This is a genomic window from Ruegeria sp. YTSB088 (genome assembly GCF_059609825.1).
This window is the reverse complement of the sequence record NZ_JBXWMM010000003.1, coordinates 176408-200645: the sequence shown is the minus strand read 5'-3', so window position 1 is coordinate 200645 and position 24238 is coordinate 176408. Positions and strand designations below refer to the sequence as shown.

The window sequence follows — 24238 nt, the reverse complement described above, 5'->3', positions numbered from 1 at the left end:
TCTCTCACCCCTCAGCCACAATGTCAGCGATTGTCTTCTTGAGCACACGGGTCACCTGTTCCAGCGCGCGCTTGTCATCCTTGTTCAGACCTTTTAGCGGAGGCCGCATCGCGCCCGCGTCGATCCCGTTCATGGTAACGCCATACTTGATGGTCTGGATGAACTTTCCACCCTGTTCCAGCACCCGCATCAGCGGCATCATCGCGGACATGATCCGGCGACCTTTCGCGAAATTGCCTTCAACCACGCAGGCCCGATACAGAGCCACGTGTTCAGCAGGCAGGAAGTTCGACCCGCCGCACACCCAGAACGGCGCGCCCCAGGCAAAGAACTCGAGCGCCTGATCATCCATACCGCAACCAAGTTGGATATGTGGATAGTCGCGGGCCAGCAAATGCACCCGGTTGATATCGCCCGAGCTTTCCTTGATGCCGCAGAAATTCCGGCTGCGGCCCACACGGTCAAGGAATTCTTCGCCCATCATCGTACCGGTGCGGTGCGGGTAGTTGTACAGCATCACAGGCAGATCGGCGGCCCTGTCGATAGCCAGCGCGTTCAACGCATTCTCGCGGTCGGTTGGCACTGAATATGGCGGACTGGCCAGCAGGATTGCGTCTGCGCCGATCTTACGTGCGCCCGAAGCCAGAGCAATAGAATCCGGCGTCAGCATCGCGCCTGTGCCAACCACCAATGGCAACCGGCCCTTCAACTGCTCATGCGTGAATCTGGCCAGTTCCAGCCGTTCTTCCACAGTCTGGGCATAGTTCTCGCCGGTCGAACCACCCGAGATCAGGCCATGCACGCCATTCTCGATCAGGTATTCGATCACGTCGGACAAGGCGTCCCAATTCACGCTGCCATCGTCGTGATAAGGCGTGACCACAGGGGTATAGATCCCCTCAAACTTGAAAATCGGGTTCATTCCGTCCTCATGCAGGTTTCGAAAGGGGCGTGACGCCCATCGGGACATCCAGCGCGTCAGGCATCACGAACAATTCAATCTGATCGCGTGACAGGTTCCAGTGATCTTCCGCCAGCTGCGCCGCCGCCGCTTCATCGCGCGCCTCGATGGCTGCGATAATCGCGTCATGCTGCTGGCTGGCCAGCGACAGGTTTTCCGACATTTCACCAGTCTGTGGCCGATAAAACGTCATACCGATCCGGGCGTGATCGATCAGCAGCCGGTTGAACGAAGGCAGCAGGTAGACATTTCCGGACATTTCGCCCGTCACGTCATGAAAGCGGTTGTTGGCCAAGGCACGGTCCTCGCCGGACCCGGACCGAAGGGCCGCCTTGAAAGCCTGCTGGGCCTCTTTCAAATCATTGATCTGGGCGTTCGTCGCATTCAAAGCCGCCAAACGCAGGATCGCTCCGTATACCATCGGCGCGGCAAGGAAGAAATCGCGCAGGGTGGTGTAGGACATCTCCGAAACCCGGGCGCTGCGGTTTGTCCGCAAGTCCAGATAACCCTCGCCAGCCAACTGACGAAACACCTCGCGCAGCGGCGTGCGCGACAGTCCGAATTCGTCCGACAGATGCGCCTCGTCCAGATCGGCGCCCGGGCGCAGGCGCAGCGTCAGGATGGACACTTTCAGGTGCTCTCTTAGCGCGCTTTTGCGAGACTTGGCTTCGTCCTTCATGCTTTGGCCTCATCCTTCTGTTCGGCGTCCGTGGTCGAATCGCGTGCGGTCACAGTTTTGTATTCCATAAAAATACAACTTGTATACAATTAAAATTCGTGCAGCTTGGAAGCCGGCGAAATAAACTCATGTTTTGGGCGTTGTCCCAGCTTGCAAACGGTATTGCTCATGCCTCAGACGCGGCACATCACATTCATCCTTGTCGAGGAGTTTTCGCATCTTGCGTTTTCATGCGCGGTCGAACCGTTGCGGATCGCCAATCTGGTGAGTGGTGAAGAACTGTACCGCTGGTCTTTTGTGTCCGAACATGGCGAGCAGGCCGTGTGCTCGAACGGATCCGTCACGCTGGTGCATTCCGGTCTTCAGGGTCTGGCCAAATGTGATCAGCTGTTTGTCCTGTCGGGCATTCACATGCGTGACCACGTCACACGCCCTCTGCTTGCAACCCTGCGCCGCGAACGCGCGCGCGGTACGAAAATCGGCGCCCTGTGCTCGGGGGCATGGGTGCTGGCCAAGGCTGGTTTTCTTGACGGAATGCAGGCAGCGATCCACTGGGAGTACCACGACGCGTTCATGGAGGCCTTTCCCGAGGTCAATCTGGTGCGCAGCGTGTTCGTGGCCGACGAAAAGCACATTACCGCATCTGGCGGGACCGCAACGGCTGACCTGATGCTGCATCTGATCGAACGCGATCACGGCGAGGAACTGGCCATCGATGTGGCGGATCAGATGGTCTATAACGCGGTACGCAATGCCACGGCCAAACAAAGGGTTTCCCTTCAGTCACGCAACGGTATGCGCAATGCGCACCTCGCCAAGGCGATCACCATCATGCAGGGCAGTATTGAAACCCCGATTTCCCCCTCGTTCATCGCGGAAAAGCTTGGCATTTCAACGCGGCAGCTTGAGCGGTTGTTTGGAAAATACCTGAACACGTCACCCAAGAAGTACTTCATGGAAATGCGGCTGGAGCGCGCCCAGAAACTGTTGCTTCAGACCGAAGCGTCCGTCACCGAGGTCGCTGTGGCCTGCGGATTTGAAAACCCGGGCCATTTTTCGCGTGTCTACAGGTCAAGCTTTGGCGTTACCCCGCACGCGCAGCGCAACAAGATCGACTGACATTGTCTGGTGGTGGATTTGCCCCGACCGATACGGCAGGGGATGCCGCGCTTCATCGGCCCATAACGGGCCTGAACGGGCATCCCCCTAACCCTGCCGAGATACCCCCTCATTAAAACCGGACTAGTCAACAGATCGGCAGGATGATGAACCAATAGATCTGGATATTGGCATAAGTTTTGCGAGAACTTGTCATACATGAGTTTCTTGTGCCCTTATTCGTTAATCTTTGCCTCAATTCGAGACTGCTGATTCAACGAAATCCGGCACCCACGAAGACCATAACCAATTGCAACAAAACTACAAATGATGGACTTCGTTCCTTTGTTGCTTTCAGGCCCGCGCCGGGGACCAGCTTTTCCGGATTCAATCTGGCGTGTTCGATTTCCGCGCGGCGTCCCGGACATGGACGGGGTAGTCTTGGTTCAACAACATCGGTTCTGCATTTGAAACGCCAAACAGGCGTCCAAGTGCCATCTCTAGCGGATCTGCGCCACATCCAGACTAGGCGCGGCACGGGTGATTTCGTGGGTGCTGGTCGCTGCGTCTGATCCGACGCGAACGTTCAGCTTCCTTGTCCCGCTGAACCGCTGGAAATACGCAAATTCTATTGTGTTCAGCGCATCCATATTCTGACATTGAACAACGTAATCAGCCTGGAATTCCGAATGTTCATCCGGCGCGGATGACGCGACCCCTTCACCCGCGGTGTCCTGGTTCCCCGAGATATCATGCGTCAGGATAACATTGGCGGAAACGGTAAAGCACACAGCCTCGGACGGGACGACAAACAGATCCAGAGGCTTGGACAGTTCGGAAATCGCGATGGCGACTCGTGTACGCTCGTCGTCATTTGCCACCGGGGTCTCGAACCCGATGATATCAATGCTTGGAACCCTGAGGGACAGCGAAAAATCGGTATCTGTGAGCACGATATCCAATTGGCCGGACCCATGGTGATGGGTGGACGTGATCTGCGTCGCCTGAGCAGCAAGAGCTGCCGGGAAGAGAGACAAGGCCAGAACAGAGCACTTCATTAACCAACAACCGCCTAGAACAGAATCACAACAGTGATTTTAACGCGAATCACCCGCCACGCAATGTTAACCCTCGGATCGGAGCCCGCCAGATATGGGGAGGCTTGCTGGGTTCAACAGCCCCCGCTTATATCCGACAATAAAACTCAGGTTGACATTACTGACTAAATAACTCAGTTATTTCTCCGCGAAAACCGCGGGGTATTCCCGCACGATCCGACAGTTCTGACAGGAAAGCACCAAACTCCTATGACCAAGTTATTCACCACTGCCAGCGCTCTGACGTTTTTCATGGCAACCACCGCAATCTCGGGTGATGCCCCCACCAAGGCGGATGTACTGAACACCTATGCCAATATTGCGGAAGCCAAATTTGAAGACAGCCTGATTTCAGCCAGGAAGTTGCAGGACGCGGTCAACGCACTGATCGCCGATCCGTCGGACGCAACGCTGAACGCGGCGCGCGCGGCCTGGGTTGCTGCGCGTGTCCCTTATCAGCAAACGGAAGTCTATCGCTTCGGCAATGCCATTGTTGATGACTGGGAAGGCAAGGTGAACGCCTGGCCTTTGGATGAAGGTTTGATCGACTATGTTGACGCGGCTTATGGCGGCGCGACGGACGAAAACGAGTTTGCTGTGCTGAACGTCATCGCCAATCCCAGCTTCCAACTGTCGGGCGAGACCATTGATGCCGGCGAAATTACCCCCGAACTGCTGAGTGACACGTTGCACGAAGCAGATGGTATCGAGGCGAACGTCGCAACCGGCTATCACGCCATCGAATTCCTTCTGTGGGGCCAGGACATGAACGGCCATGGCGCCGGTGCCGGCAACCGCCCGGCCACCGATTACGCGCAGGACGAGGACTGTACCGGCGGCCATTGTGACCGTCGTGCACAATACCTGAGCGCTGCGACCGAACTGCTGGTCAGCGACTTGGCATGGATGGCGAATCAGTGGAAAGACGGCGGTGCGGCACGCGCAGCCTTGATGGAGAACGAAGCAGAAGGTGTCAGCGCGATCCTGACCGGCATGGGCTCTTTGTCGTATGGTGAGCAAGCCGGTGAACGCATGCGCCTTGGCCTGATGCTGAACGATCCCGAGGAGGAGCATGACTGCTTCTCGGACAACACACACAACAGCCATTACTATGACGGCCTGGGCATCCAGAACGTCTATCTGGGCAGCTATACCCGCATAGATGGCACCCCGGTTTCGGGCGCATCTCTGGCCGATCTGGTCATCGCCACGGATCCGGCGCTGGATACCGAGATGAAAGCGAAACTGGCCGCCACCATGCAGGCCCTGGGCAAGGTCAAGACAACGGCCGAGGCGGGATTTGCCTATGACCAGATGCTTGAGCGCGGCAGCGAGGGCGGTGAGGCCCTGATCATGGGCGGCGTCAACGGTCTGGTCGATCAGACCAAGACCATCGAGCGCATCGTTACCGCGCTGGAGCTGGACGGGGTCGCGTTTGAAGGATCCGACAGCCTGGATAACCCGGACGCCGTCTTTCACTAACTCCAAGCGGGTCGGAAAGGTTTTCTTTCCGGCCCCTTCAATCCGTCCTGATCATCCGCCGAAGCGGCGAAACGAGCCAACAACAATGATTGTCTGCCACTGTACCAACATATCCGATCACGACATCCGCGCAGCCATTGACTGGATGCGCAGAGCAGACCCGCGAACCATCATCACCCCCGGCAAAATCTACCATGCCCTTGGGAAGTCGGCGGATTGCGGCGGGTGCATGCCGCTGTTCCTAGACACAATGCAGGCAGCTAGTAATCTGGACGTACCGATGCAACTCCGCACATTGCGTGCCGGAGCAACACAGGAGAAAGCTGATGAAGGGCGATCCAAAGGTCATCGAATATCTGAACAAATCTCTGCGGCATGAACTTACGGCCGTAAGCCAGTATTGGCTGCATTACCGCCTGCAGGAAGACTGGGGGCTTGGCCATATGGCCAAGAAAAGCCGCGAGGAAAGCATCGAAGAGATGGGCCACGCGGACAAGTTGATCGAACGGATCATATTTTTGGAAGGCCACCCTAACCTTCAGAAGCTGGACCCATTGCGGATCGGTCAGACACCGAAGGAAACGCTGGAATGCGACCTGGCCGCCGAGATTGACGCAAGGGCTCTTTACAAGGAAGCGCGCGACTATTGTCGGGAGGCTGGCGATTATGTCTCCATGTCGCTGTTCGAACATTTGATGTCCGATGAAGAGGGACATATCGACTTCCTCGAAACGCAGCTCGACCTGTATGAAAGGATCGGCGAAGCCAATTATGCGCAACTCAACGCATCGAAAATGGACGAAGGCGAGTAGCCTTCTTGCCTTGTCGGTGGTCGCCCTCGCGGCCACCCCTTCCCTGTCAGCCGAACTGCAGGACCTGCATCTGAATGTCATCCTCCGCACCGACGAGGAGCGCGTCCGCATTGCGGCCGTGACCGCGCCCCCGCAGGATTATGGCGTGTCGCAGCCGTTCGAAGAACTCTCTGCCGGGGCGGCGACTGTCCGGGTCCGCAACGACGCGGATGCGTTCTCGCAACCCTCGGGCAATCTGAGCTTCGAGCAGGAGCTGGATTTCAAGGTCGGCAACGGGTTGTTCAAGAAAATCTGGGTGTCGTCACCATCATCCACATTGGCCTCTGACGGGTTGGGGCCGCTGTACAACGCGCGATCCTGCCAGCGTTGCCATATCAAGGATGGGCGGGGGCACACACCCAACGGCCCTGACGACAACGCAGTCTCGATGTTCCTTCGGGTCTCGATCCCCGGTGCGCCGGAAGACGGGTATCCCGGGATCGAAGACTACATCGCCACCCGACCCGAAACCAACTATGGCGGGCAGATGCAGGATTTCGCGCTTGCGGGACATCCGGCGGAATATCGGCTGGATATCTCTTACGAAGAAGTCCCTGTTGAACTTTCTGACGGCGAGAGCGCGTCACTGCGCCGCCCGTCTTACAGGGCCGCTGATCTGGGCTATGGCCCGCTGCACCCGGATGCAATGCTGAGCCCGCGGGTCGCACCGCAGATGATCGGGCTTGGGCTGCTGGAGGCGATCCCGGTCGACGACCTGCTGGCCAAGGCTGACCCCGATGACGTGGATGGGAATGGCATCTCGGGCCGTCCGAACATCGTCTGGTCTGTTGAATACGGTGCGCCCATGATGGGACGGTTTGGGCACAAGGCAGGCATGCCGACAGTCATGGAGCAATCTGCCGCAGCCTTTGCCGGGGATATCGGTATTTCAAGCCCGCTTTACCCGGCACCTCAGGGGGACTGCACGGACTTGCAGGTGAACTGCGTCGAGGCCCCGCATGGCGACACCGATACCCGCGAGTTCGAGATCGATCAGCAGGGCATGGACCTGGTGGATTTCTACAGCCGAAATCTGGGTGTGCCCGGTCGCCGAGACGTAGACGATCCCGACGTGCTGCGCGGCAAAGAGGTGTTTCACACCACTGGCTGCGCATTGTGTCATACTCCGGCTCATGTCACCCACCGGCTGGAAGATCGGCCCGAGCACAGTTTTCAGCTGATCTGGCCTTATACCGACCTGCTGCTGCATGACATGGGCGAAGATCTGGCGGATCACCGCCCCGAGGCCCGCGCGACGGGTCGCGAATGGCGGACGCCGCCGCTGTGGGGCATAGGTCTGACCGAACGCGTCTCGGGCCACACGCAATTTCTGCATGACGGGCGAGCACGCAATCTGCTCGAGGCGATACTGTGGCACGGTGGCGAAGCCCAGGCCGCGCGCGATGCAGTTGTGTCAATGCCAAAAACTGACCGCGACGCCCTGATCCGTTTTCTGGAGAGCCTCTGACCCATGCGTATTCTTACTCTTGTTGCCGCGTTGATGATGCCGCTTGCCACGCAGGCGCAGGATCATGCACCGATCCTGATGGACGTGACGGAGACACACATCCTGCCCCGGTTCGGCAAACTGCCGGAAACAGCCGGTGCTCTGGTCAGTGCATCACGGGTGGATTGCGATCCGACCTCACCGGCGCTGCGCGCGGCTTATGATGCGGCCTTCGACAGCTGGATTTCCGCCAGCCACCTGCGGTTCGGTCCGACCGAGGTCGACGATCGTGCGTTTGCCATGGCGTTCTGGCCCGATACGAAAGGGTTCACCTCAAAGGCCCTGTCCCAGCATGTCGCGGCCGAGGATAACGCCGTGCAAGACCCGGAAGCCTATGCCGAGACATCCATAGCGGGGCGCGGATTCTTTGCGCTCGAACGGATGCTGTTCGATCCCGTCTTTGCAAACCAGGGCAACACGGAATACCGCTGCGCGCTGATTCAGGCGATCTCGGCAGACATTGATGCCAATGCCCGGGCGATGGCCGAGGACTGGCAAGGCTATGCCCCCAGCCTGACCCGGCCCGACGAGAACAGCCGCTACCGAACACAGGACGAAGCCATGCAGGAGCTGTTCAAGGCTTTGTCCACGGGTCTTGAATTCACGGCCGACACACGGCTTGGTCGCCCGTTGGGCACGTTCGATCGCCCGCGCCCCAACCGCGCCGAAGCGTGGCGGTCGGAGCGGTCATTGCGCCATGTCGAGCTTTCGCTGATGGCCCTTCGTGATCTTGCGGCGCGGTTGGCCTTTGATCACCCCGAAATTGCCGCCGATCTGGATGCCGCCTTTGCGCGCGCGATCGAGAACGCCCAATCCATCGAAGACCCTGCTCTGGCCGGAGTCGCGGACCCACAAGCCCGGGTCCGAATCGAGGCCCTGCAACAGTCTATCCATGACATCCGCTCCATTGCTTCATCCGAACTTGGCCCGACACTGGGCATCAGCGCAGGCTTTAATTCGCTGGATGGGGACTGAACAATGACATCGCGTCGCCGCTTCCTTGCAGGGCTTGCCGCAACCTCTCTGCCTCCGATCCATGGATGGGCCTCGGTGGGCAGGCCGGAGTTTCTGGCCGCAGGGTTGTTTCCGGATGGTTCGTATCGACTGGCCGGGCTGGATGCACTGGGAACACTCCTCTTTTCCGTGCCCCTGCCCGCGCGTGGGCATGCGGCGGCGGCGCATCCGGTCAAGGCACAGGCCGTTGCCTTTGCGCGCCGTCCGGGCACCTTTGCCGTGGTGATTGATTGCGTGACGGGATCACCGGTCGCGCGGCTGATGACGCCGGAAGGTCGGCATTTCTATGGTCACGGTACTTTTTCAGCCAATGGCGCGATTTTCTTCGCCACGGAAAACGATTACGAGGCCGGAGAAGGTATCATAGGCGTCTGGGACGCAGAAACCTTTGCGCGCTTGGGCGAATTCCCGTCCGGCGGGGTCGGGCCGCATGACATGCGGCTGATGCCGGGTGGAAAAACGCTTGTGATTGCCAATGGCGGGATCGAAACCCACCCCGAAACCGGGCGCACGAAGCTGAACCTGCCGACGATGGAGCCCAATCTGACATACCTTTCCCTGTCGGGCCTGGTTCAGGAACAGGTGTCGCTGACGCCTGCGCTTCACAAGAACTCGATCCGCCATCTGGCGGTCCGTCGCGACGGGCTGGTGGGCTTTGCGATGCAGTGGCAGGGCAGCAAAGCCGAACATCCGCCTTTGCTGGGTCTGCACCGTCAGGGGGAAACCCCGCACCTTCTGTCAGCGCCTGTGCAGGATCAGAGCCCGCTACAGGGTTATGCGGGCAGCATCGCGTTCTCGGCGGATGGCGCAACCATCGCTATCACCTGCCCGCGCGGCAACGCGCTGCATCGGTTCGATGTGGCCAGTGGCACATTCAGGGATGCATTCGAGCTTCAGGATGTCTGCGGTCTTGGATCCGGCATCAGCGGTTTGGTTTTCACCACCGGAACCGGTGTGTTTGGCGCTTTGACCACTGCGCCTCCTGTGATCCGGTCCCGCGCGAAGTGTCAGTGGGACAACCACCTGATCCCGATCCGTCGCCCTGCGTAAAACTCGGTTTTCTCTGGCACATAGTTTACACTTGGAAGAATCAAACAGCTGCCGTATTGGCGGTCGCGAAACTGGCACTCCTAGGTTAAGGACCGACTTGATTGAAACAGACGCCGGACGCACCGCATTCCATCTACGGGGTTGAGAAATGGGGCAAAGGCCTCATCGAGGTGACGGAGCGGGGCGAAATCGGTCTGCGCAATCCCCTGGCGCCCGAGGTTGATGCGATCAGCCTGCCCGGCATTCTCAGCGACCTGGACGACCGCGGCATCAAGGCCCCGATGGTTCTGCGCGTCTCTTCCTATCTGGAACACGAGATCGCGCATCTGAACGAAAGCTTCCGGGATGCTATCGCCCGCGTGGGCTACAGGGGCAGCTATCGCGGTGTGTTCCCGATCAAGGTGAACCAGCAGGCACAGGTCGTCGACCGGATCGTCGAATTCGGCAAGAAATACAACTATGGGCTCGAGGCCGGGTCCAAACCCGAATTGGTGATCGCGCTGGCGCATCGCCTGGCCAGCGAAGCGCTGATCGTGTGCAACGGGGTAAAGGATGCCGAGTTCATCCAACTGGCAACCCTTTCCCGCAAGATCGGCTTCAACACGGTGATCGTTCTGGAAAGCCCGAAAGAGGCCGACACGGTGATCGAAGTCTACAAGGAATTGGGGATCGAACCGCTGATTGGTGTGCGGGTGAAACTGACCAACCAGATCAGTGGCAAATGGGAAGAAAGCTCGGGTGACCGGTCAGCCTTTGGCATGAACACCGATCAACTGGTGACCACTGTGGACAAGCTGCGCGACGCGGACCTACTGCATTGCCTGAAATTGCAGCACTCGCATCTGGGATCGCAGGTACAGGACGTCAACGACGTGCGCCGCGCGGTGGGCGAGGCCTGCCGCTATTACACCGAACTGACCCGCGAGGGCGTGCCACTGACCCATCTGGATCTGGGCGGTGGCATGGGGGTGGATTACACCGGTGAAAAGAAGGCGGCTGAAAACTCGATCAACTACACGGTCGAGGAATACTGCGCCAATGTCGTGGAAACCGTGGCCTACGCGATGGATGAGGCCGGGATCGACCACCCCACGCTGGTCACCGAAAGCGGTCGTGCTGTGGTGGCGACGTCGTCGATGCTGGTGTTCAACGTGTTGGAAAGCACATTGTACGATGCGCCCAACGGCCCGGAGGTTGAACCCGACGATCATCACATGGTTTCGGACCTTGCCGCGGTGCACGGCTATCTCAGCAAAGATCGGCTTCAGGAATGCTGGAACGACGCCAATTTCTACCGCAACGAATTGCGCGCACTGTTCCGCCGTGGGTACGTAGACCTGCGCCAGATGGCCCGCGCCGAACGGATCTATCTGTCGCTGATGGCCCGCCTCAAGGCACTGGCAGCCAGTGACGATCTGGAAACCGACGTGGACGACCAGCTCGAGAAAGTGGCCGATATCTACCACTGCAACTTTTCGCTGTTCCAATCCCTGCCCGACGTCTGGGCGATCGACCAGCTGCACCCAATTGTGCCGTTGCAAGGGCTGAACAAGACGCCAGACCGCCGCGCGGTTCTGTCCGACATCACCTGCGACAGCGACGGCAAGATCGACCGGTTTATTCTGGCTGATGGCGTCTCGCCCAGCTTGCCGGTGCATTCCCTGCCGGAAGAGGATGAATACTTCATGGGCGTCTTCTTCGTCGGCGCTTATCAGGAAACACTCGGTGATCTGCACAACTTGTTTGGCGACACCAACGTCGTCACAATCGACCTCCGCTCCGACGGTGGTTTTGATCTGCTGCACGAGCAAGAAGGCGACACGATCAGCCAGGTGCTGTCCTATGTCGAGTTCGATCCGACCGACTGCGTCGCCGCCTTCCGCAAAATGGTGGACGAGGCGATCTCAACCGGAACCCTGAAAGCTAAGGACCGCAAAACCCTGATGAGTGCCTATCGCGACTCGATCAACGGCTACACCTATTACGAATAACCCCTTGAGAGGAGACTACCCCATGGGCAAAACACTGGTTGTCGGCGCGGGCGGCGTATCCCACGCCGCCGTGCACAAGATGGCGATGAATTCGGACATCTTCACCGAAATCACTCTGGCCAGTCGCACGAAATCGAAATGCGACGCCATCGCCAAAGCGGTGAAGGACCGTGTAGGTGTAGACATCGCGACGGCCGAACTGGACGCCTATAAGGTCGAGGATACGGTCAAGCTGATCAAGGAAACCGGTGCCGAAATCCTCGTGAATCTCGCCTTGCCCTATCAGGATCTAGTACTGATGGACGCTAGCCTTGAGGCGGGTATTCACTATCTCGACACAGCGAATTATGAGCCCGAAGATGAGGCCAAGTTCGAATACCACTGGCAGTGGGCCTATCAGGAACGATTCAAAGAGGCTGGCCTGACCGCCATCCTCGGCTCGGGCTTCGATCCGGGAGTGACTTCCGTTTTCGCCAAATGGCTGAAGAAACACAAGTTGGACACGATCCGCCAGATCGACGTGCTGGATGCAAATGGCGGCACCAACGATCAGGAATTCGCCACCAACTTCAACCCGGAAATCAACCTGCGCGAAGTCCTGGCCGAGGTGCGTCACTGGGAAAACGGAGAATGGGAACACTCGCCCGCCATGACCCACAAGGTCGAATTCGACTTTCCCGCAATCGGCCCCAAGAACATGTACCTGATGTATCACGAGGAACTGGAGTCGCTCTCGACCCATTTCCCCGAGATCGAGCGCGCCCGCTTCTGGATGACCTTCGGCGACGCCTATATCACCCATGCCAAAGTGTTGGAAAACGTCGGCATGACCCGCATCGACCCGGTAATGCATGACGGCAAGGAAATCATCCCGATCCAGTTCCTGAAAACTCTGCTGCCCGATCCGGGCGATTTGGGCGCGGAAACCAAAGGCAAGGCCTGTATCGGGGACATCGCCACAGGTCAGGCCAAGGACGGCTCGGGCGAGAAAACCTATTATATCTACAACATCTGCGATCACGAGGAATGCTACCGCGAAGTCGGCAGCCAGGCCGTCAGCTACACCACCGGCGTCCCCGCCATGATCGGAGCGGCACAGGTGCTGAAAGGCAACTGGCGAGAGCCCGGCGTGTGGAACATGGAACAGCTGGACCCCGATGATTTCATGGACATGCTGAACACCCACGGCCTGCCTTGGCAGGTTCACGAACTCGACGGCCCTGTCGAATTCTGAACCCTCGGGGCAGTCAGCGCGGCCGCCCTGCTTCATCTGGCCCAAAATATCCCGGGGGTTCGGGGGCAGCGCCCCCGGCCTCTCCAATTCAGGAGACGCCGTTTTTGTCCGATATGATGACAACACAGGCCGGTGACGCCGGAGCCTTCCGCAGTTTCGACCTCAATCTCGTGCCCACGCCTTGCTTCGTGGTCGATGAGAAGGCCGTGGAGAAGAACCTTCATATCCTGTCCGATGTCGGAAGCCGCTCCGGCGCGCATGTGCTGAGCGCACTCAAAGCGTTTTCAATGTTCTCTCTGGCACCGCTGATCCGGCAGCACCTTGGCGGCACATGTGCCAGCGGTATCTACGAGGCCCGGCTGGGCCGCGAGAAGTATGGCGGCGAAGTCGCGACCTTCTGCGCGGGTTACAAGGACGCCGACATTGACGAAATCCTCGCGCTCTCGGATCACATCATCTTCAACAGCCCCGCGCAGAAAGACCGCTTTCTTGCCAAGGCACAGGCCGCGGGGCGGCAGGTCGGGCTGCGCATCAACCCCGAACACTCCGAAGGCGAGGTCGCGAAATATGATCCCTGCGCCCCCTGTTCGCGCCTCGGCACCCCGGTCAGCCAACTGGACGCCGCTGCTCTGGAAGGTGTGGACGGGCTGCACATGCACACGCTCTGCGAACAGGGGTTCGAACCGCTGGCGCGCACCTGGGCGGCCGTCGAACGGACGCTGGCGCCATTCCTGAACGGCCTGAAATGGCTGAACTTCGGCGGCGGTCACCACATTACACGCGACGACTATGACCGCGACGGGCTGGTGGACTTCATCAAACACATCCGCGCCAAGTATGGCGTCGAGGTCTATCTGGAACCCGGCGAGGCCGTGGCGCTCGATGCGGGCATTCTAGTCGGAGAAATCCTTGACCTGCCCACCAACGGCATGACTCTTGCGATCACTGACATCTCGGCCACATGCCACATGCCCGACGTGATCGAAGCCCCGTATCGACCGGCCTTGATGGACGAGGCCGAAGCAGGCCATACATACCGCCTGGGCGGCCCGTCTTGCCTGGCAGGAGACGTGATTGGCGATTATACATGGGACAAGCCGCTGGAGATTGGCCAGCGCTTTGCCTTTCTGGATCAGGCGCATTACTCGATGGTCAAGACCAACACGTTCAACGGCGTGCCGCTGCCCACGATCGCCTTGTGGAACAGCGAAACGGACGAGCTAAGGATCATCAAGCAGTTCGGCTACGACGACTTTAAGGACAGACTTTCATGAGCATTTTCCTCGACAGTGAATTGACCGACTCCGAACGCAGCGAAGACGCCCGGTTCCACGTGATCCCGGTCCCGTTGGAACGCACGGTCTCCTACGGCTCGGGCACGGCAGACGGCCCCGCCGCGATCATCGAGGCCAGCAATGAACTCGAACGCATAACCGGCCACGCTGAGCCTTGTGTCGAAGGCATCTTTACCGAAGCCCCGCTGGATTGCGACGGCCCGCTGCCGGATGTCATGGAGCGTCTTGCCCGGCGCACCGAGGCCGCCGTCCGCACCGGCAAGGTGCCGGTGACGCTGGGTGGTGAGCACTCGCTCAGCTATGGTGCGGTCATGGGTGTGGCACGCGCGCTGGAACAGCCCGTCGGTGTCGTGCAAATCGACGCGCATGCCGACCTGCGCAACGCATATCAGGGCGAAAAACACTCTCATGCTTCGGTCATGCATCTGCTGGCCGAGGAAGGTATCCCACTGGCCCAGTTCGGCGTTCGCGCCTTTTCCACTGAGGAAGCAAAAAGCCGCCTGAAAAACCACGTCTTCCATGTCGATGCCGAGGAACTGGTGACGGGTCACATCCACTCGGTTGATCTGCCTGCGAACTTCCCCGAACTGGTCTATGTCAGCTTTGACGTTGATGGGCTGGACCCGGCGCAGATGCCCGCCACAGGCACACCTGTTCCCGGGGGGCTGAGCTATTATCAGGCGCTTCGTCTGGTGGAACATGCAGTGAAGGGCCGCAAATGCGTCGGCTTCGATGTGGTTGAACTGGCACCCAACGGCAATGCCGCCTGGGATTTCACCGCAGCACAGATCGTCTATCGACTGATGGCAAGCTGCTGACAGGTAGATTTGCCGGACTGGCCCGCCTGATCCGGTACTTAGTCGGTTTTGCCGTCATCGACGGTTTCGTTCAACTCCATATGGCCTTCGCTCCTGTTCAGGACGCGGCGCAGCATGGGCTCAAAGAAATCCAGCGGCTTGGTCGGATAGTCCGGGTCGAACGCCTTCTGATCGTATTCATGGCAGAAATAGCGACACTCTTCCCAATAAGGGCTGTCGCGATACTTGTCGCGCGCGTTGCGGTCGCCACCCAGGTGGTGGTTGTAGTAGTACCCCTGAAACACACAATGATGCTTGAGAATCCAATACGTCTTTTCGCTGACGTAAGGCTTCATCATCGCCGCTGACAGCTCTCCGTGATTGTAGGGCGACAGGATATCACCGGTATCGTGGATCAGCGCCGCCACCACCAGTTCCTCATCCGCACCGTCCTCATAAGCACGTGTCGCGGCTTGCAAGCTGTGCTGGTAGCGGTTGACCGGATAGGGCGTCCATTCTTCGTCCAACGAGCGGATGGCATCAAGGATGCGGTCTGGCAGGGCCGCATTATACGCCTCTTCATACTCCATCACGGCGTCCCAGTCGGCCTTGGTGGCTGTTTCGAAACTGGTCCAGGTGGGTTTGTGGCTTTTGTCCAGCATGGCTTATCCTTTGGCATGTGTCCTGAGCGGAAGGGTAGTTCGAAACCAGCCTTCAAAAAAATGAATTGATTTTATCGCTATGATCAAAAAATACTTTCAGTATGCAAACCAAGGCTCTGGAAACCTTTCTCTGCGTGGCCGAAGCCGGTGGCTTTCATGCCGCCGCCCGCAAGTTGAATGTGACGCAGACTGCCGTCAGCGCGCGCATTCGCCTGATCGAGGAGGAAACCGGCAGGGCGCTGTTCACGCGCGGTGCCGGAGGAACGGCGCTGACCGAGTTCGGCCGGCAGTTCAAACCCTATGCAGAACAGATGTTGTCCCTTTGGGGCTTTGCATCGCGCGACCTGCCGGTACAGACACAGAACCGCCCGGCGCTGCGGTTGGGCGGCCAGCTCAGCATTTGGGATCCGTTGCTGGTGGACCTGGCGGTTCGGTTTGAACAGCGCTTTGGCAAATTGCTGTTGACGCTGAACTACGACCACGACCTGAACATGGTAGAAGCGGTGGCAACCCATGTGCTGGACGCGGCGATCACACATGAAAAGCCATCCGACCGGCGCGTCACGTGGTACGAGCTGGAACCAGAGCTCTTGTCCCTGGTCCGGACGCCAAAGGCTGACGGCACGGACGATGACCTGATCTTCGTCAACCTCGAACTGGGCGAGGTCTATCAGGATCATGTAAGATCGGCTGCGCGACGGGCGTCAGGTCAGACCGTATTTCTTGGCAATTGCATGATGGCGCTGCGATATGTCCTGCAGCGGGGCGGAAACGGCTATTTCCCCGATTACGTCATTTCCGAGCATCTTGCCTCGGGTGCTCTGGAGCGGGTCGAGGACAGTGTCAGCTTGCCCCTGCCCGTGTATCTGGTCGTCCGCGGTGATCGCGAGGAATTTGACGACATTTGCAGCTGTTTGGTAGATCTTCGCAGCTAGAACTCAGGCCGGTGTCGGCATGATCTGGGGCTCTCGCCGCCGTTTTCGCATAAGCGGCCTACCGGCAACAAGCAGGAAGAGGCCCGAGATAAGCACCCCTATGATTGCGGGAAGGTAAAGCATAAACCAAAGCTCCGGGTCATCGATCACCATCGGGGAAACAAACCCGCGAACACCTTCAAGCAGCACAAGGATGGTGAAGGCGCCCAATATCTGCGGCCACAATCCAAACCGGGAAAAACTGCCCAGCATCAGGGTGGAATACCCGGCCAGGGCCACGGCAATGCAGATCGCGATCCACGAGAACCGCTGATGCAGTTCCTCGATCAGCTTTCCAGAGCCGAACCCTTCCGTCGCTGAAATCTCTTCTCGGTTGCGGATCAGATCGGGGGTTGGAATAGCTTCAAGACTGCGACGGGTCATCGGGCTTGTATTCGTCAGTTCCGAGATATCGTAGGAGGCGTCCTGAAACAGGGTGGATGACAACACCTTGCCCTCTCGGTTCATACGCAACGCAACTCCGTCAACCATCACAAGATGGATGCCGCTGTCGTTGTTGACCAGATAGGCCGTTACGCTTGAATAACTGATTGCGTTTTCAGGATCGCGACGGTCAGACACGAACACTTCATGGAGTGTACCGTCCAGATCGATACTGCCAATGTAAACCGTGACGCCTTCGGCGGGATGCAGGAACTCGCCTTCGTTCAGAAGCTGGGCCGTCACATCTCCGGCCACTTCAGCCTGCCGGATTTCCAGCTGTTCTACCGAGGCTGGGCGCAAGAACACGCTGATGATCGCCATCATCACCCCGGCAATCACACCGAACAGCAGTACCGCCCGGGCAAGCCGCCAGGGGCTGGATCCGGTGGCCAGCATAACCGTCAGCTCACTTTCGCGGCTCAGACGGTTTGTGGCATAGACGGCGGCAGCAAACACCGCCATGGGCATGACCGTGCGGATCAGGGTCGGTAAAGTCAGCGCGGTGAATTCCAGAAAAACCATCGCCGACTGACCGCCGCTGATGACCCTGTCAAACAGGCTGACAGACCGGGTGATCCAGAACACACCGACCAGCACCAGGGTGAAAAAGCCAAACAGAATCAGCAATTGCCGCAGGAAATATCCATCAAAACGGGACATGGGGCCTCGTGCGTGTGTTCGTTTGCAGCCGACACTAGGGCATTAATCCGGCAGAGGAAACAGGCATTGGACGACAGGATGACCCTGCGCACACTCTTCGCGCAAACCCGTATTCACCCAACGCCGCTGATTTGCCCCAGGAAGAGGTCAAGAGCCAACGCTTTGCGAAAACGGCAGTTCGTGGCACTGTTCCAGGATTGATCAGAATGGAGTTTCCTGAATGGCACTGTTTTTTTCCCGCCGCACCTACAACGCCCAGAAAAAGAAGTTCACATTAAAGCCGGCGGCAAGGACCAGATATGTTCACATCACCCAGCAAAGCCCGGGTGGAAAAATTCGCAAGGGCAGCATCGTCAAGCAGGCGAAATGGTTGGATCTCGTGCGTCAGGAAGGTGGAGATTCGGCCGTCCTGATCTATGTTCACGGGTTCAACACCAGCCAGAAGGACATGCTGGACCGGTTGGGGAAAATCGAAGGCGACCTCAGGGCCAACGGGTATCAGGGAGCCGTCGTTGCCTTTGACTGGCCCAGTGACGGATCGGTGCACACCTATGACTCGGACCGGTCCGATGCCAAGGCGGTGGCCCCGCATCTGGTGGGGGATGGGCTATTGCCGTTGTTGGGAATGTCCCCGCGCCCCAAGATTCACCTGATCGCGCATTCCATGGGTGCGCTGGTCATACTTCGCGCTTTCTCGGACTTCGGGGATTCGGCTGGGCCAGGCAACAAGATATGGTCGGCGGATCAGGTCATGTTCGCGTCGGGTGATATCGATTCAGAGTGGCTGGAAAAGGGCGCATGGGGCGATCTGGTTCTGAAAAAACGCTGCAAGCGGTTCACCAATTACTACAGCCGAAAAGACAAGGTTCTGGCCCTGGCCGGAGGGATTGTTCATGGCGGGCGGCAGCGGGCGGGCCGCGTTGGGATGCCAAAGCTGACCTCGAAAGGTCATTGGGACATTTATTGTGATGAACAATACAAGCGGGACGTGCCGAAAAACCAGCGCAAGATGATGAAGTCGCATCGCTGGTGGTTCGACAGTGACGGGTTTTACAAAGACCTTGCACTAACGATCGACGGCCAACCGGCAAAAACAATGCCGACCCGGCACAAGACAAATATAGGGGATCTGGCGCTATTGGTTTGACCGAGGGGTCGCCCGACGCTCTGACCCTGATTCAAGGTGTGATTGGACGGGTTTTGTTCGAATACAGACCTAGTGCATTTGATTTGCGCATTCTGACAACAATCGGCCGCGTTCATTCGTTTGGAACCGCCTTTTTTCTTGAACTGTTTTTGCGCCCTGCCAGAAACAGAAAGGGCGCGCTCAACCACAAGCGCGCCCTTGTCATGGGGAAGAAACTGAAAACATGCGTTCTGAACCGAACCTGAACGCCAACTCTTTGACACCCTCAATTAACCAGATTTCCCAACACTGGTCAGTGACGCTGTTCACACTACGGACTTTTTTTGTTGCTGGCATACGGGGGTTGGCAAAACTGCACCTCGCATCAGACTGACGACGCGCGTCCTGATTGCCGGTTCGCCCCAACTGCACTCAAAAATTGCGCAAGCGCGAAACGCGCCAAACACGATTGCCGATTAGGTTTTTGATTTGGATGGCAGGGGCAGCAGGGTTCGAACCCGCGACCTACGGTTTTGGAGACCGTCGCTCTACCAACTGAGCTATACCCCTGTAGTGCGCCCCAGATATGACAGCCGCGCGGCGGACTCAAGAGGCTTTTTCGGATTGCACACCACTATCTGAACCGACAAACAAGTTGCGCAAAATGTGCAGTGCGCTAAGACAAGGTCCGGTCAGCAAAAGGAACCCCGCGTGAACCTCCGCAAGAAGATCGCAGACAGCGAAGCCGTGCTGAACTGGGTGGCCCGACGGATTGCCACTTACATTCGATTGGTCAACCGCAACACACGCTGGCAGCGCATAGGGTATGAAGAACTGGACCAGTTGGCCGAACAAGGTGAGCCGGTCATCGTTGTGCTCTGGCACCAGCGGCTGGCGCAGTCGCCCTATTTCTTTCCGCTGGACAAGGCGCGCATCTGTTCGATCACCTCCTCTGCCCGGGCGGGCAGTATGGTGGGCCGGGTACAAATGCTGTTTGGCATGGATACGATTGCCATGGCCAGCAAGACACGCCACGTCGCCTTGTCACGCCAGGTTCTGGGCAAGATGAAGCAGGGTATCTCAATTGGGATCGCGGCAGACGGCCCGCGTGGGCCAGAACGGGTTCTGTCGACGGTTCCGTTGGTATGGGCGCGGACCTCGGGCAAGCGCGTATTCGGTATCACCTATTCAACAAAACATGGTCGCGAAGCGGGAACCTGGGATCACCTTCTGATGCCCCGCCCTTGGCGCAATGAGGGCGTGTATCTGTGTCGGGAATGGACTGAAACAGTGCCCCGCAAGGCAAGCGAAGAGGAAATCGAGACCCTGCGCCTGAGCCTTGAGCAGCACATGAACGACATCACGGCAGAGGCTGACCGGATGGTCGGACGCGAGCCATGGTCGCCTGACGCCTAACCGCCCCTGAGACGTTGCATCAGATAGACTTCGCTGCCTTCGGGAATCGGCTCGGTAAGCCCGGTGGCAATGACGCGCCCGTCGATCGCGATGGAGACACCCGCATCAATGGGGGCCTGCAACTGCGGGTGGGCCCGGACCAAAGCCCGTAAAAGCTCTCCGGTGGTCTTGGCCTCGACCTTAACCACTTGCTGGCCCCCGGTCAGTGACCGGAGGCCGGACCAGAGGTGGACCTCAACCATTGTCCTTGAGCGCCGCAAGGATGCGCGGCGGAGACATCGGCAGTTGCGTCATCCGAACACCTGCCGCGTTGGACACTGCATTGGCGATGGCGGCCAGGGGCGGTACGATGCCCGTCTCGCCCACGCCGCGCACCCCAAACGGGTGGCCGGGGTTGGGCACTTCGACGATCACCGTGTCGATCATCGGCAGGTCGCTGGCAACAGGAATCCGGTAATCGAGGAATATCGAGTTCTGCAACCGACCATCCTCGCCATAGATGTATTCCTCGTTCAGCGCCCAGCCGATGCCCTGCGCGGCGCCGCCTTGGAACTGGCCTTCCACATAGGTCGGGTGGATCGCCTTGCCGGCATCCTGAATGACCGTGTAGCGGGTGATCGATGTCTTGCCGGTTTCCGGATCGACCTCGGCATCGACGATATGAGTGCCAAAGGATACGCCCGCGCCTTCGGGGGTAGCTTCGAAATGGCCCGAAATCGGGCCTCCGGTGGATCCCATATCCGCTGTGATATCGGCCAGCGGCAGCGGGTCGAAATCGCCAGCATTAGGCCCCGAGGGCACCGCGCAGCCGTCTTCCCATTTCACCGCATCGACCGGGATGCCCCACTTGGCCGCCGCACGTTCGCACAGTTTCTCGACCGCGTGTCTTGCGGCCTTGATCGTGGCGAGGCCCGACGCGTAAGTCACACGCGAACCATGGCTCACGTCGTTGTAGCCCAGTGTCGCCGTGTCGGCGATGGTCACGCGGATGTTTTCATACGGAACGCCCAGAACCTCGGCCGCCATCAGGGCCATGGACGCGCGCGACCCGCCGATGTCGGGTGTTCCGACCATCAACTGTGCTGAGCCATCCTCGGACAATGCCAGTGAAACGCTGGTCTCGCCGCCGTGATTGAACCAGAAGCCGCAGGAAACCCCGCGCCCCTGCCCCGGCTTCAGTGGGGCCGAGTAATGGGGATGCGCTTTGGCAGCCTCAAGGGTTTCGACCAGACCGATGCGCTCGTAGGTCGGGCCATAGCTGGCCTTCGTGCCTTCATGCGCGGCGTTTTTCAGGCGCACATCGATAGGATCGAGGCCCAGCTTGTTGCAGAGCTCATCAATGACGGACTCAACGGCGAAAGCACCCATGGGTGCGCCCGGCGCGCGGTAGGCGGCCTGTTTCGGACGGTTCGACATCACATCGTAACCGATCTGTTTGACGTTGATCAGGTTGTAGGGCGCAAAGGCACACATGGCCGTCATGTCGCCCGGGGCGCCGGGGAAGGCCCCACCTTGCAGGCGGAAGACACCCTGCGCCGCCGAGATCGTGCCGTCATTCTTCATGCCGATCTTCACGTCCATTGACGCCGAAGAGGTCGGCCCGGTGGCACGGAAAACCTCGGACCTATTCATCACGATCTTGACCGGACGGTTGGCCTTGCGGCTGAGCACCAGCGCGACGGGTTCGATGAAGACCGTGGTCTTGCCGCCAAAACCGCCGCCGATTTCAGACGCCGTGACGCGCAACTGAGAGGTTTCGATTCCCAGCAGCGCCGCACAGGTTTTTTGCGCTATCCAGTGACCTTGGGTTGTGCACCACAACTCGCCCTTGCCGTCATTGCCCAGCATGCCCAGGCAGGCATGCGGTTCGATATAGCCCTGATGGGTCGCCTCGGTGACAAAGCTGTCTTCGACAACCAGATCGGCCTCGTCAAAGCCCGCCTCGACGTCACCGTGACCGCTTTCGTGATAGCGCACGACATTCGGGTGCATCCCTTCTGGCACCGAATAGTCCGCTGCGCCTTGCCGGATCACCGGCGCATCCGGAGCCATCGCTTTGTCCACATCGGTGACGTGCGGCAGCACCTCGTATTCGACCTCGATCAGTTTCAGCGCATCACGTGCCGCCAAGGCAGATGTGGCCGCGACCGCAGCAACCGCGTGCCCGTCATAAAGCGCCTTTTCACCCGCCATGACGTTTTCCAGCACGTTCCAGAATTCGCCTTCGAGTCCGGGCTTGAACGGGACATTGGCGAAATCGGCGCGGGTCACGACGGCTTTGACATCCTTCGATGCCTCAGCTTTCGAGGTATCAATTCTGACGATCCGGGCATGGGCATGGGGTGAGCGCAGGATGGCGCCGTGCAACATGCCGGGGGCCGAGATATCCGCGCCGAACTTGGCCCGGCCTGTCACCTTGTCCAGACCGTCAGGGCGATTGGGGCGGGTGCCAACGAAAGTGAAATCAGTTTTGCGATCGTCCAGAGCCATTATGACGCCTCCCGCATCTCAGCCGCCGTGTCCATCACGGCGCGAATGATCTTGTCATAGCCGGTGCAGCGGCATAGGTTGCCCGCCAGCCAATAGCGCGTTTCTTCCTCGGTCGGATTGGGGTTCTTCTCCAACAGAGACTTCGCCGCCACCAGAATGCCCGGGGTACAGATGCCGCATTGAAGCGCGGCATATTCGATCATCTTCTTCTGCAACGGGTGCAGGATGTCACCATCCGCAATCCCTTCGACGGTCTCGATCTGCTTGCCTTCGGCCTCGACACCCAGCATCAGGCACGAGCACACCAGACGGCCATCGACGGTGACCGAGCACGCGCCGCAATCACCGGTGCCGCAGCCCTCTTTGGCGCCGGTCAGGTTCAGCTTGTCGCGCAGACAGTCCAGCAGGGTTTCGCGCGGGTCACAGAGGTATTCAACCGCGTCTCCGTTCACGGTGGTGGATACGTGGAGCTTGCTCATGCGTTTTCTCCCTTCGCGCGGGCATAGGCGATTTTCGCGGCGCGCCTGGCCAGTACGCCGGCGACTTCGGTGCGGAATGTGATCGTACCGCGTTTGTCATCAATCGGATTGCAGGCGGCCGACGCGGCCCCGGCCAGTGCGTCAAGGGCGGCATCGTCCAAAGTGCTGCCGATAATCGCGTTGGCACAGTCTTCAACCAACAGAACGGTCGGTGCCACGGCACCCAGCGACACGCGCGCCTCGGTGATGACGTCACCGTCCAGACGGAGGTTCACACCAACGCCCACGACCGCAATGTCCATTTCGGTACGGGGGATAAAACGCAGATAGGCATCGCCCCCATTTTCACCACGGGTAGGAATGTTGATGGCCGAGATCAGTTCGCCTTTCGCCAGCGAGGTCTTGCCGGGCCCGGTCGGGATGTCCTCAACTGCAACGTCACGCGTGCCATCGGGGCCGGTTACGGTGACGGTCACGCCTGCCACCACCATGGCGGGCACGGAATCAGCCGCAGGGGAGCCGTTGCACAGGTTGCCGGCCAGCGTCGCGCGACCCTGAACCTGAGTTGAACCGATCAGGTCCATCGCCTCGACGACACCGGGCCAGTCGCGGCCAAGCTCGGGGTGCTCGCTCATCTCGGCGCCGGTTGTGGCAACACCCAGCGTCCAGCCACCGTCGGCATTGCGGGTAATATCGTGTACACCGTTGATTTTCTTGATGTCGATCAGCGTATCGGGCGTCACCAGTTCCGAGCGCAGCTGCACCAGTACATCCGTACCGCCCGCCAGAAAACGTGTGATGCCCGTCGCGTTCGCGGCCAGAGCCGAAGCTTCGGCAAAGCTGGCGGGGCTGTGATAATCCATGAAGCTACCTCGTACCTGTTGGTCAGGAATATCTGGGTTCGCGGCGACGTTAATTCACCCCTCGTCCG

Annotated in this window: 23 protein-coding genes and 1 tRNA gene; 14 read left to right on the top strand and 10 right to left on the bottom strand. The window is 59.1% G+C overall.

Annotated elements, in window-relative coordinates; genetic code table 11:
- Window positions 1-4 precede the first annotated feature (4 nt).
- Entirely contained in the window at window positions 5-922 is a 918-nt protein-coding gene (locus AC2FFA_RS06405; protein WP_496850621.1) for a dihydrodipicolinate synthase family protein, read from the bottom strand.
- Window positions 923-929: 7 nt separating this feature from the next.
- Window positions 930-1640 (bottom strand): GntR family transcriptional regulator, encoded by a 711-nt coding sequence (locus AC2FFA_RS06400; protein ID WP_496850619.1) that lies wholly within the window; start codon window positions 1638-1640, stop codon window positions 930-932.
- A 168-nt stretch (window positions 1641-1808) separates the two neighbouring features.
- Here AC2FFA_RS06400 and AC2FFA_RS06395 point away from each other — a divergent pair, with 168 nt between their 5' ends.
- Window positions 1809-2759 (top strand): GlxA family transcriptional regulator, encoded by a 951-nt coding sequence (locus AC2FFA_RS06395; RefSeq protein ID WP_496850617.1) that lies wholly within the window; start codon window positions 1809-1811, stop codon window positions 2757-2759.
- Between the two features lie 479 nt (window positions 2760-3238).
- On the opposite strand, the gene AC2FFA_RS06390 is transcribed toward AC2FFA_RS06395, so the two are convergent.
- Window positions 3239-3796: a ZrgA family zinc uptake protein gene (locus tag AC2FFA_RS06390; RefSeq protein ID WP_496850615.1), complete on the bottom strand. Its 558-nt coding sequence runs from the start codon at window positions 3794-3796 to the stop codon at window positions 3239-3241.
- 249 nt (window positions 3797-4045) lie between these two features.
- Here AC2FFA_RS06390 and AC2FFA_RS06385 point away from each other — a divergent pair, with 249 nt between their 5' ends.
- From AC2FFA_RS06385 to speB, 10 genes are all read left to right on the top strand, one after another.
- Entirely contained in the window at window positions 4046-5317 is a 1272-nt protein-coding gene (locus AC2FFA_RS06385; protein WP_496850613.1) for an imelysin family protein, read from the top strand.
- Between the two features lie 85 nt (window positions 5318-5402).
- On the top strand, window positions 5403-5696 hold the full coding sequence (locus AC2FFA_RS06380; protein ID WP_496683471.1) for a (2Fe-2S)-binding protein: 294 nt from the start codon (window positions 5403-5405) through the stop codon (window positions 5694-5696).
- Entirely contained in the window at window positions 5644-6129 is a 486-nt protein-coding gene (gene bfr / locus AC2FFA_RS06375; RefSeq protein WP_496850612.1) for a bacterioferritin, read from the top strand. Before AC2FFA_RS06380 ends, bfr begins: the two co-directional genes overlap by 53 nt.
- Window positions 6089-7636, top strand: coding sequence for a di-heme oxidoreductase family protein (locus tag AC2FFA_RS06370; protein ID WP_496850610.1), 1548 nt, complete (start codon window positions 6089-6091; stop codon window positions 7634-7636). Before bfr ends, AC2FFA_RS06370 begins: the two co-directional genes overlap by 41 nt.
- 3 nt (window positions 7637-7639) lie before the next feature.
- Window positions 7640-8650, top strand: coding sequence for an imelysin family protein (locus tag AC2FFA_RS06365; protein ID WP_496850608.1), 1011 nt, complete (start codon window positions 7640-7642; stop codon window positions 8648-8650).
- Between the two features lie 3 nt (window positions 8651-8653).
- The gene (locus AC2FFA_RS06360; RefSeq protein ID WP_496850607.1) at window positions 8654-9739 is read left to right on the top strand and encodes a DUF1513 domain-containing protein; all 1086 of its coding nucleotides are present in this window, start codon (window positions 8654-8656) and stop codon (window positions 9737-9739) included.
- A gap of 101 nt (window positions 9740-9840) precedes the next feature.
- Window positions 9841-11730, top strand: coding sequence for a biosynthetic arginine decarboxylase (gene speA, locus AC2FFA_RS06355; RefSeq protein ID WP_496850605.1), 1890 nt, complete (start codon window positions 9841-9843; stop codon window positions 11728-11730).
- 22 nt (window positions 11731-11752) lie between these two features.
- Entirely contained in the window at window positions 11753-12964 is a 1212-nt protein-coding gene (locus AC2FFA_RS06350; protein ID WP_496850603.1) for a saccharopine dehydrogenase family protein, read from the top strand.
- Between the two features lie 104 nt (window positions 12965-13068).
- Window positions 13069-14238, top strand: a complete 1170-nt coding sequence (gene nspC / locus AC2FFA_RS06345) for a carboxynorspermidine decarboxylase (protein ID WP_496850601.1) — start codon at window positions 13069-13071, stop codon at window positions 14236-14238.
- A complete protein-coding gene (gene speB, locus AC2FFA_RS06340) occupies window positions 14235-15077 on the top strand; it encodes an agmatinase (RefSeq protein ID WP_496850599.1) in 843 nt (280 codons plus the stop codon). Before nspC ends, speB begins: the two co-directional genes overlap by 4 nt.
- Window positions 15078-15115: 38 nt before the next feature.
- Here speB and AC2FFA_RS06335 read toward each other — a convergent pair whose 3' ends face one another.
- Entirely contained in the window at window positions 15116-15718 is a 603-nt protein-coding gene (locus AC2FFA_RS06335) for an HD domain-containing protein (RefSeq protein ID WP_117868057.1), read from the bottom strand.
- Between the two features lie 101 nt (window positions 15719-15819).
- Here AC2FFA_RS06335 and AC2FFA_RS06330 point away from each other — a divergent pair, with 101 nt between their 5' ends.
- Window positions 15820-16653: a LysR family transcriptional regulator gene (locus AC2FFA_RS06330; RefSeq protein ID WP_496850596.1), complete on the top strand. Its 834-nt coding sequence runs from the start codon at window positions 15820-15822 to the stop codon at window positions 16651-16653.
- A 3-nt stretch (window positions 16654-16656) separates the two neighbouring features.
- Here AC2FFA_RS06330 and lptF read toward each other — a convergent pair whose 3' ends face one another.
- Window positions 16657-17796, bottom strand: coding sequence for an LPS export ABC transporter permease LptF (lptF, locus tag AC2FFA_RS06325; protein WP_496850594.1), 1140 nt, complete (start codon window positions 17794-17796; stop codon window positions 16657-16659).
- 220 nt (window positions 17797-18016) lie between these two features.
- Between lptF and AC2FFA_RS06320 the strand changes: the two genes are divergently transcribed.
- Window positions 18017-18943, top strand: coding sequence for an alpha/beta hydrolase (locus AC2FFA_RS06320; RefSeq protein ID WP_496850592.1), 927 nt, complete (start codon window positions 18017-18019; stop codon window positions 18941-18943).
- A gap of 473 nt (window positions 18944-19416) precedes the next feature.
- Here the strand turns inward: AC2FFA_RS06320 and AC2FFA_RS06315 are convergent.
- Window positions 19417-19492 (bottom strand) — tRNA-Trp (locus AC2FFA_RS06315).
- A 141-nt stretch (window positions 19493-19633) separates the two neighbouring features.
- On the opposite strand from AC2FFA_RS06315, the gene AC2FFA_RS06310 reads away from it, so the two are divergent.
- Window positions 19634-20338: a lysophospholipid acyltransferase family protein gene (locus AC2FFA_RS06310; protein ID WP_496850590.1), complete on the top strand. Its 705-nt coding sequence runs from the start codon at window positions 19634-19636 to the stop codon at window positions 20336-20338.
- On the opposite strand, the gene AC2FFA_RS06305 is transcribed toward AC2FFA_RS06310, so the two are convergent.
- The 4 genes from AC2FFA_RS06305 to AC2FFA_RS06290 are packed head-to-tail and all read right to left on the bottom strand — an operon-like array spanning window position 20335 to window position 24170.
- The gene (locus tag AC2FFA_RS06305; protein WP_117868042.1) at window positions 20335-20580 is read right to left on the bottom strand and encodes a MoaD/ThiS family protein; all 246 of its coding nucleotides are present in this window, start codon (window positions 20578-20580) and stop codon (window positions 20335-20337) included. The two genes, AC2FFA_RS06310 and AC2FFA_RS06305, sit on opposite strands and share 4 nt — an antisense overlap.
- Window positions 20573-22828 carry a xanthine dehydrogenase family protein molybdopterin-binding subunit gene (locus AC2FFA_RS06300; protein WP_496850588.1) on the bottom strand — a complete coding sequence of 752 codons (2256 nt, stop codon included), beginning with the start codon at window positions 22826-22828 and terminating at the stop codon, window positions 20573-20575. Before AC2FFA_RS06300 ends, AC2FFA_RS06305 begins: the two co-directional genes overlap by 8 nt.
- Window positions 22828-23307, bottom strand: coding sequence for a (2Fe-2S)-binding protein (locus tag AC2FFA_RS06295; RefSeq protein WP_152458906.1), 480 nt, complete (start codon window positions 23305-23307; stop codon window positions 22828-22830). The genes AC2FFA_RS06300 and AC2FFA_RS06295 overlap by 1 nt, the downstream gene beginning before the upstream one ends.
- Window positions 23304-24170, bottom strand: a complete 867-nt coding sequence (locus AC2FFA_RS06290; protein ID WP_496850585.1) for an FAD binding domain-containing protein — start codon at window positions 24168-24170, stop codon at window positions 23304-23306. The genes AC2FFA_RS06295 and AC2FFA_RS06290 overlap by 4 nt, the downstream gene beginning before the upstream one ends.
- Window positions 24171-24238: the final 68 nt, after the last annotated feature.

Coding starts and splice junctions, on each gene's coding strand:
- AC2FFA_RS06330 (WP_496850596.1), top strand. CDS start 15,820: ATGCAAACCAAGGCTCTGGAAACCTTTCTCTGCGTGGCCGAAGCCGGT.
- AC2FFA_RS06295 (WP_152458906.1), bottom strand. CDS start 23,307: ATGAGCAAGCTCCACGTATCCACCACCGTGAACGGAGACGCGGTTGAA.
- AC2FFA_RS06400 (WP_496850619.1), bottom strand. CDS start 1,640: ATGAAGGACGAAGCCAAGTCTCGCAAAAGCGCGCTAAGAGAGCACCTG.
- AC2FFA_RS06305 (WP_117868042.1), bottom strand. CDS start 20,580: ATGGTTGAGGTCCACCTCTGGTCCGGCCTCCGGTCACTGACCGGGGGC.
- AC2FFA_RS06320 (WP_496850592.1), top strand. CDS start 18,017: ATGGCACTGTTTTTTTCCCGCCGCACCTACAACGCCCAGAAAAAGAAG.
- AC2FFA_RS06395 (WP_496850617.1), top strand. CDS start 1,809: ATGCCTCAGACGCGGCACATCACATTCATCCTTGTCGAGGAGTTTTCG.
- AC2FFA_RS06390 (WP_496850615.1), bottom strand. CDS start 3,796: ATGAAGTGCTCTGTTCTGGCCTTGTCTCTCTTCCCGGCAGCTCTTGCT.
- AC2FFA_RS06290 (WP_496850585.1), bottom strand. CDS start 24,170: ATGGATTATCACAGCCCCGCCAGCTTTGCCGAAGCTTCGGCTCTGGCC.
- speB (WP_496850599.1), top strand. CDS start 14,235: ATGAGCATTTTCCTCGACAGTGAATTGACCGACTCCGAACGCAGCGAA.
- AC2FFA_RS06370 (WP_496850610.1), top strand. CDS start 6,089: ATGCGCAACTCAACGCATCGAAAATGGACGAAGGCGAGTAGCCTTCTT.
- bfr (WP_496850612.1), top strand. CDS start 5,644: ATGAAGGGCGATCCAAAGGTCATCGAATATCTGAACAAATCTCTGCGG.
- AC2FFA_RS06335 (WP_117868057.1), bottom strand. CDS start 15,718: ATGCTGGACAAAAGCCACAAACCCACCTGGACCAGTTTCGAAACAGCC.
- AC2FFA_RS06300 (WP_496850588.1), bottom strand. CDS start 22,828: ATGGCTCTGGACGATCGCAAAACTGATTTCACTTTCGTTGGCACCCGC.
- AC2FFA_RS06405 (WP_496850621.1), bottom strand. CDS start 922: ATGAACCCGATTTTCAAGTTTGAGGGGATCTATACCCCTGTGGTCACG.
- AC2FFA_RS06365 (WP_496850608.1), top strand. CDS start 7,640: ATGCGTATTCTTACTCTTGTTGCCGCGTTGATGATGCCGCTTGCCACG.
- AC2FFA_RS06360 (WP_496850607.1), top strand. CDS start 8,654: ATGACATCGCGTCGCCGCTTCCTTGCAGGGCTTGCCGCAACCTCTCTG.
- AC2FFA_RS06380 (WP_496683471.1), top strand. CDS start 5,403: ATGATTGTCTGCCACTGTACCAACATATCCGATCACGACATCCGCGCA.
- AC2FFA_RS06385 (WP_496850613.1), top strand. CDS start 4,046: ATGACCAAGTTATTCACCACTGCCAGCGCTCTGACGTTTTTCATGGCA.
- AC2FFA_RS06350 (WP_496850603.1), top strand. CDS start 11,753: ATGGGCAAAACACTGGTTGTCGGCGCGGGCGGCGTATCCCACGCCGCC.
- lptF (WP_496850594.1), bottom strand. CDS start 17,796: ATGTCCCGTTTTGATGGATATTTCCTGCGGCAATTGCTGATTCTGTTT.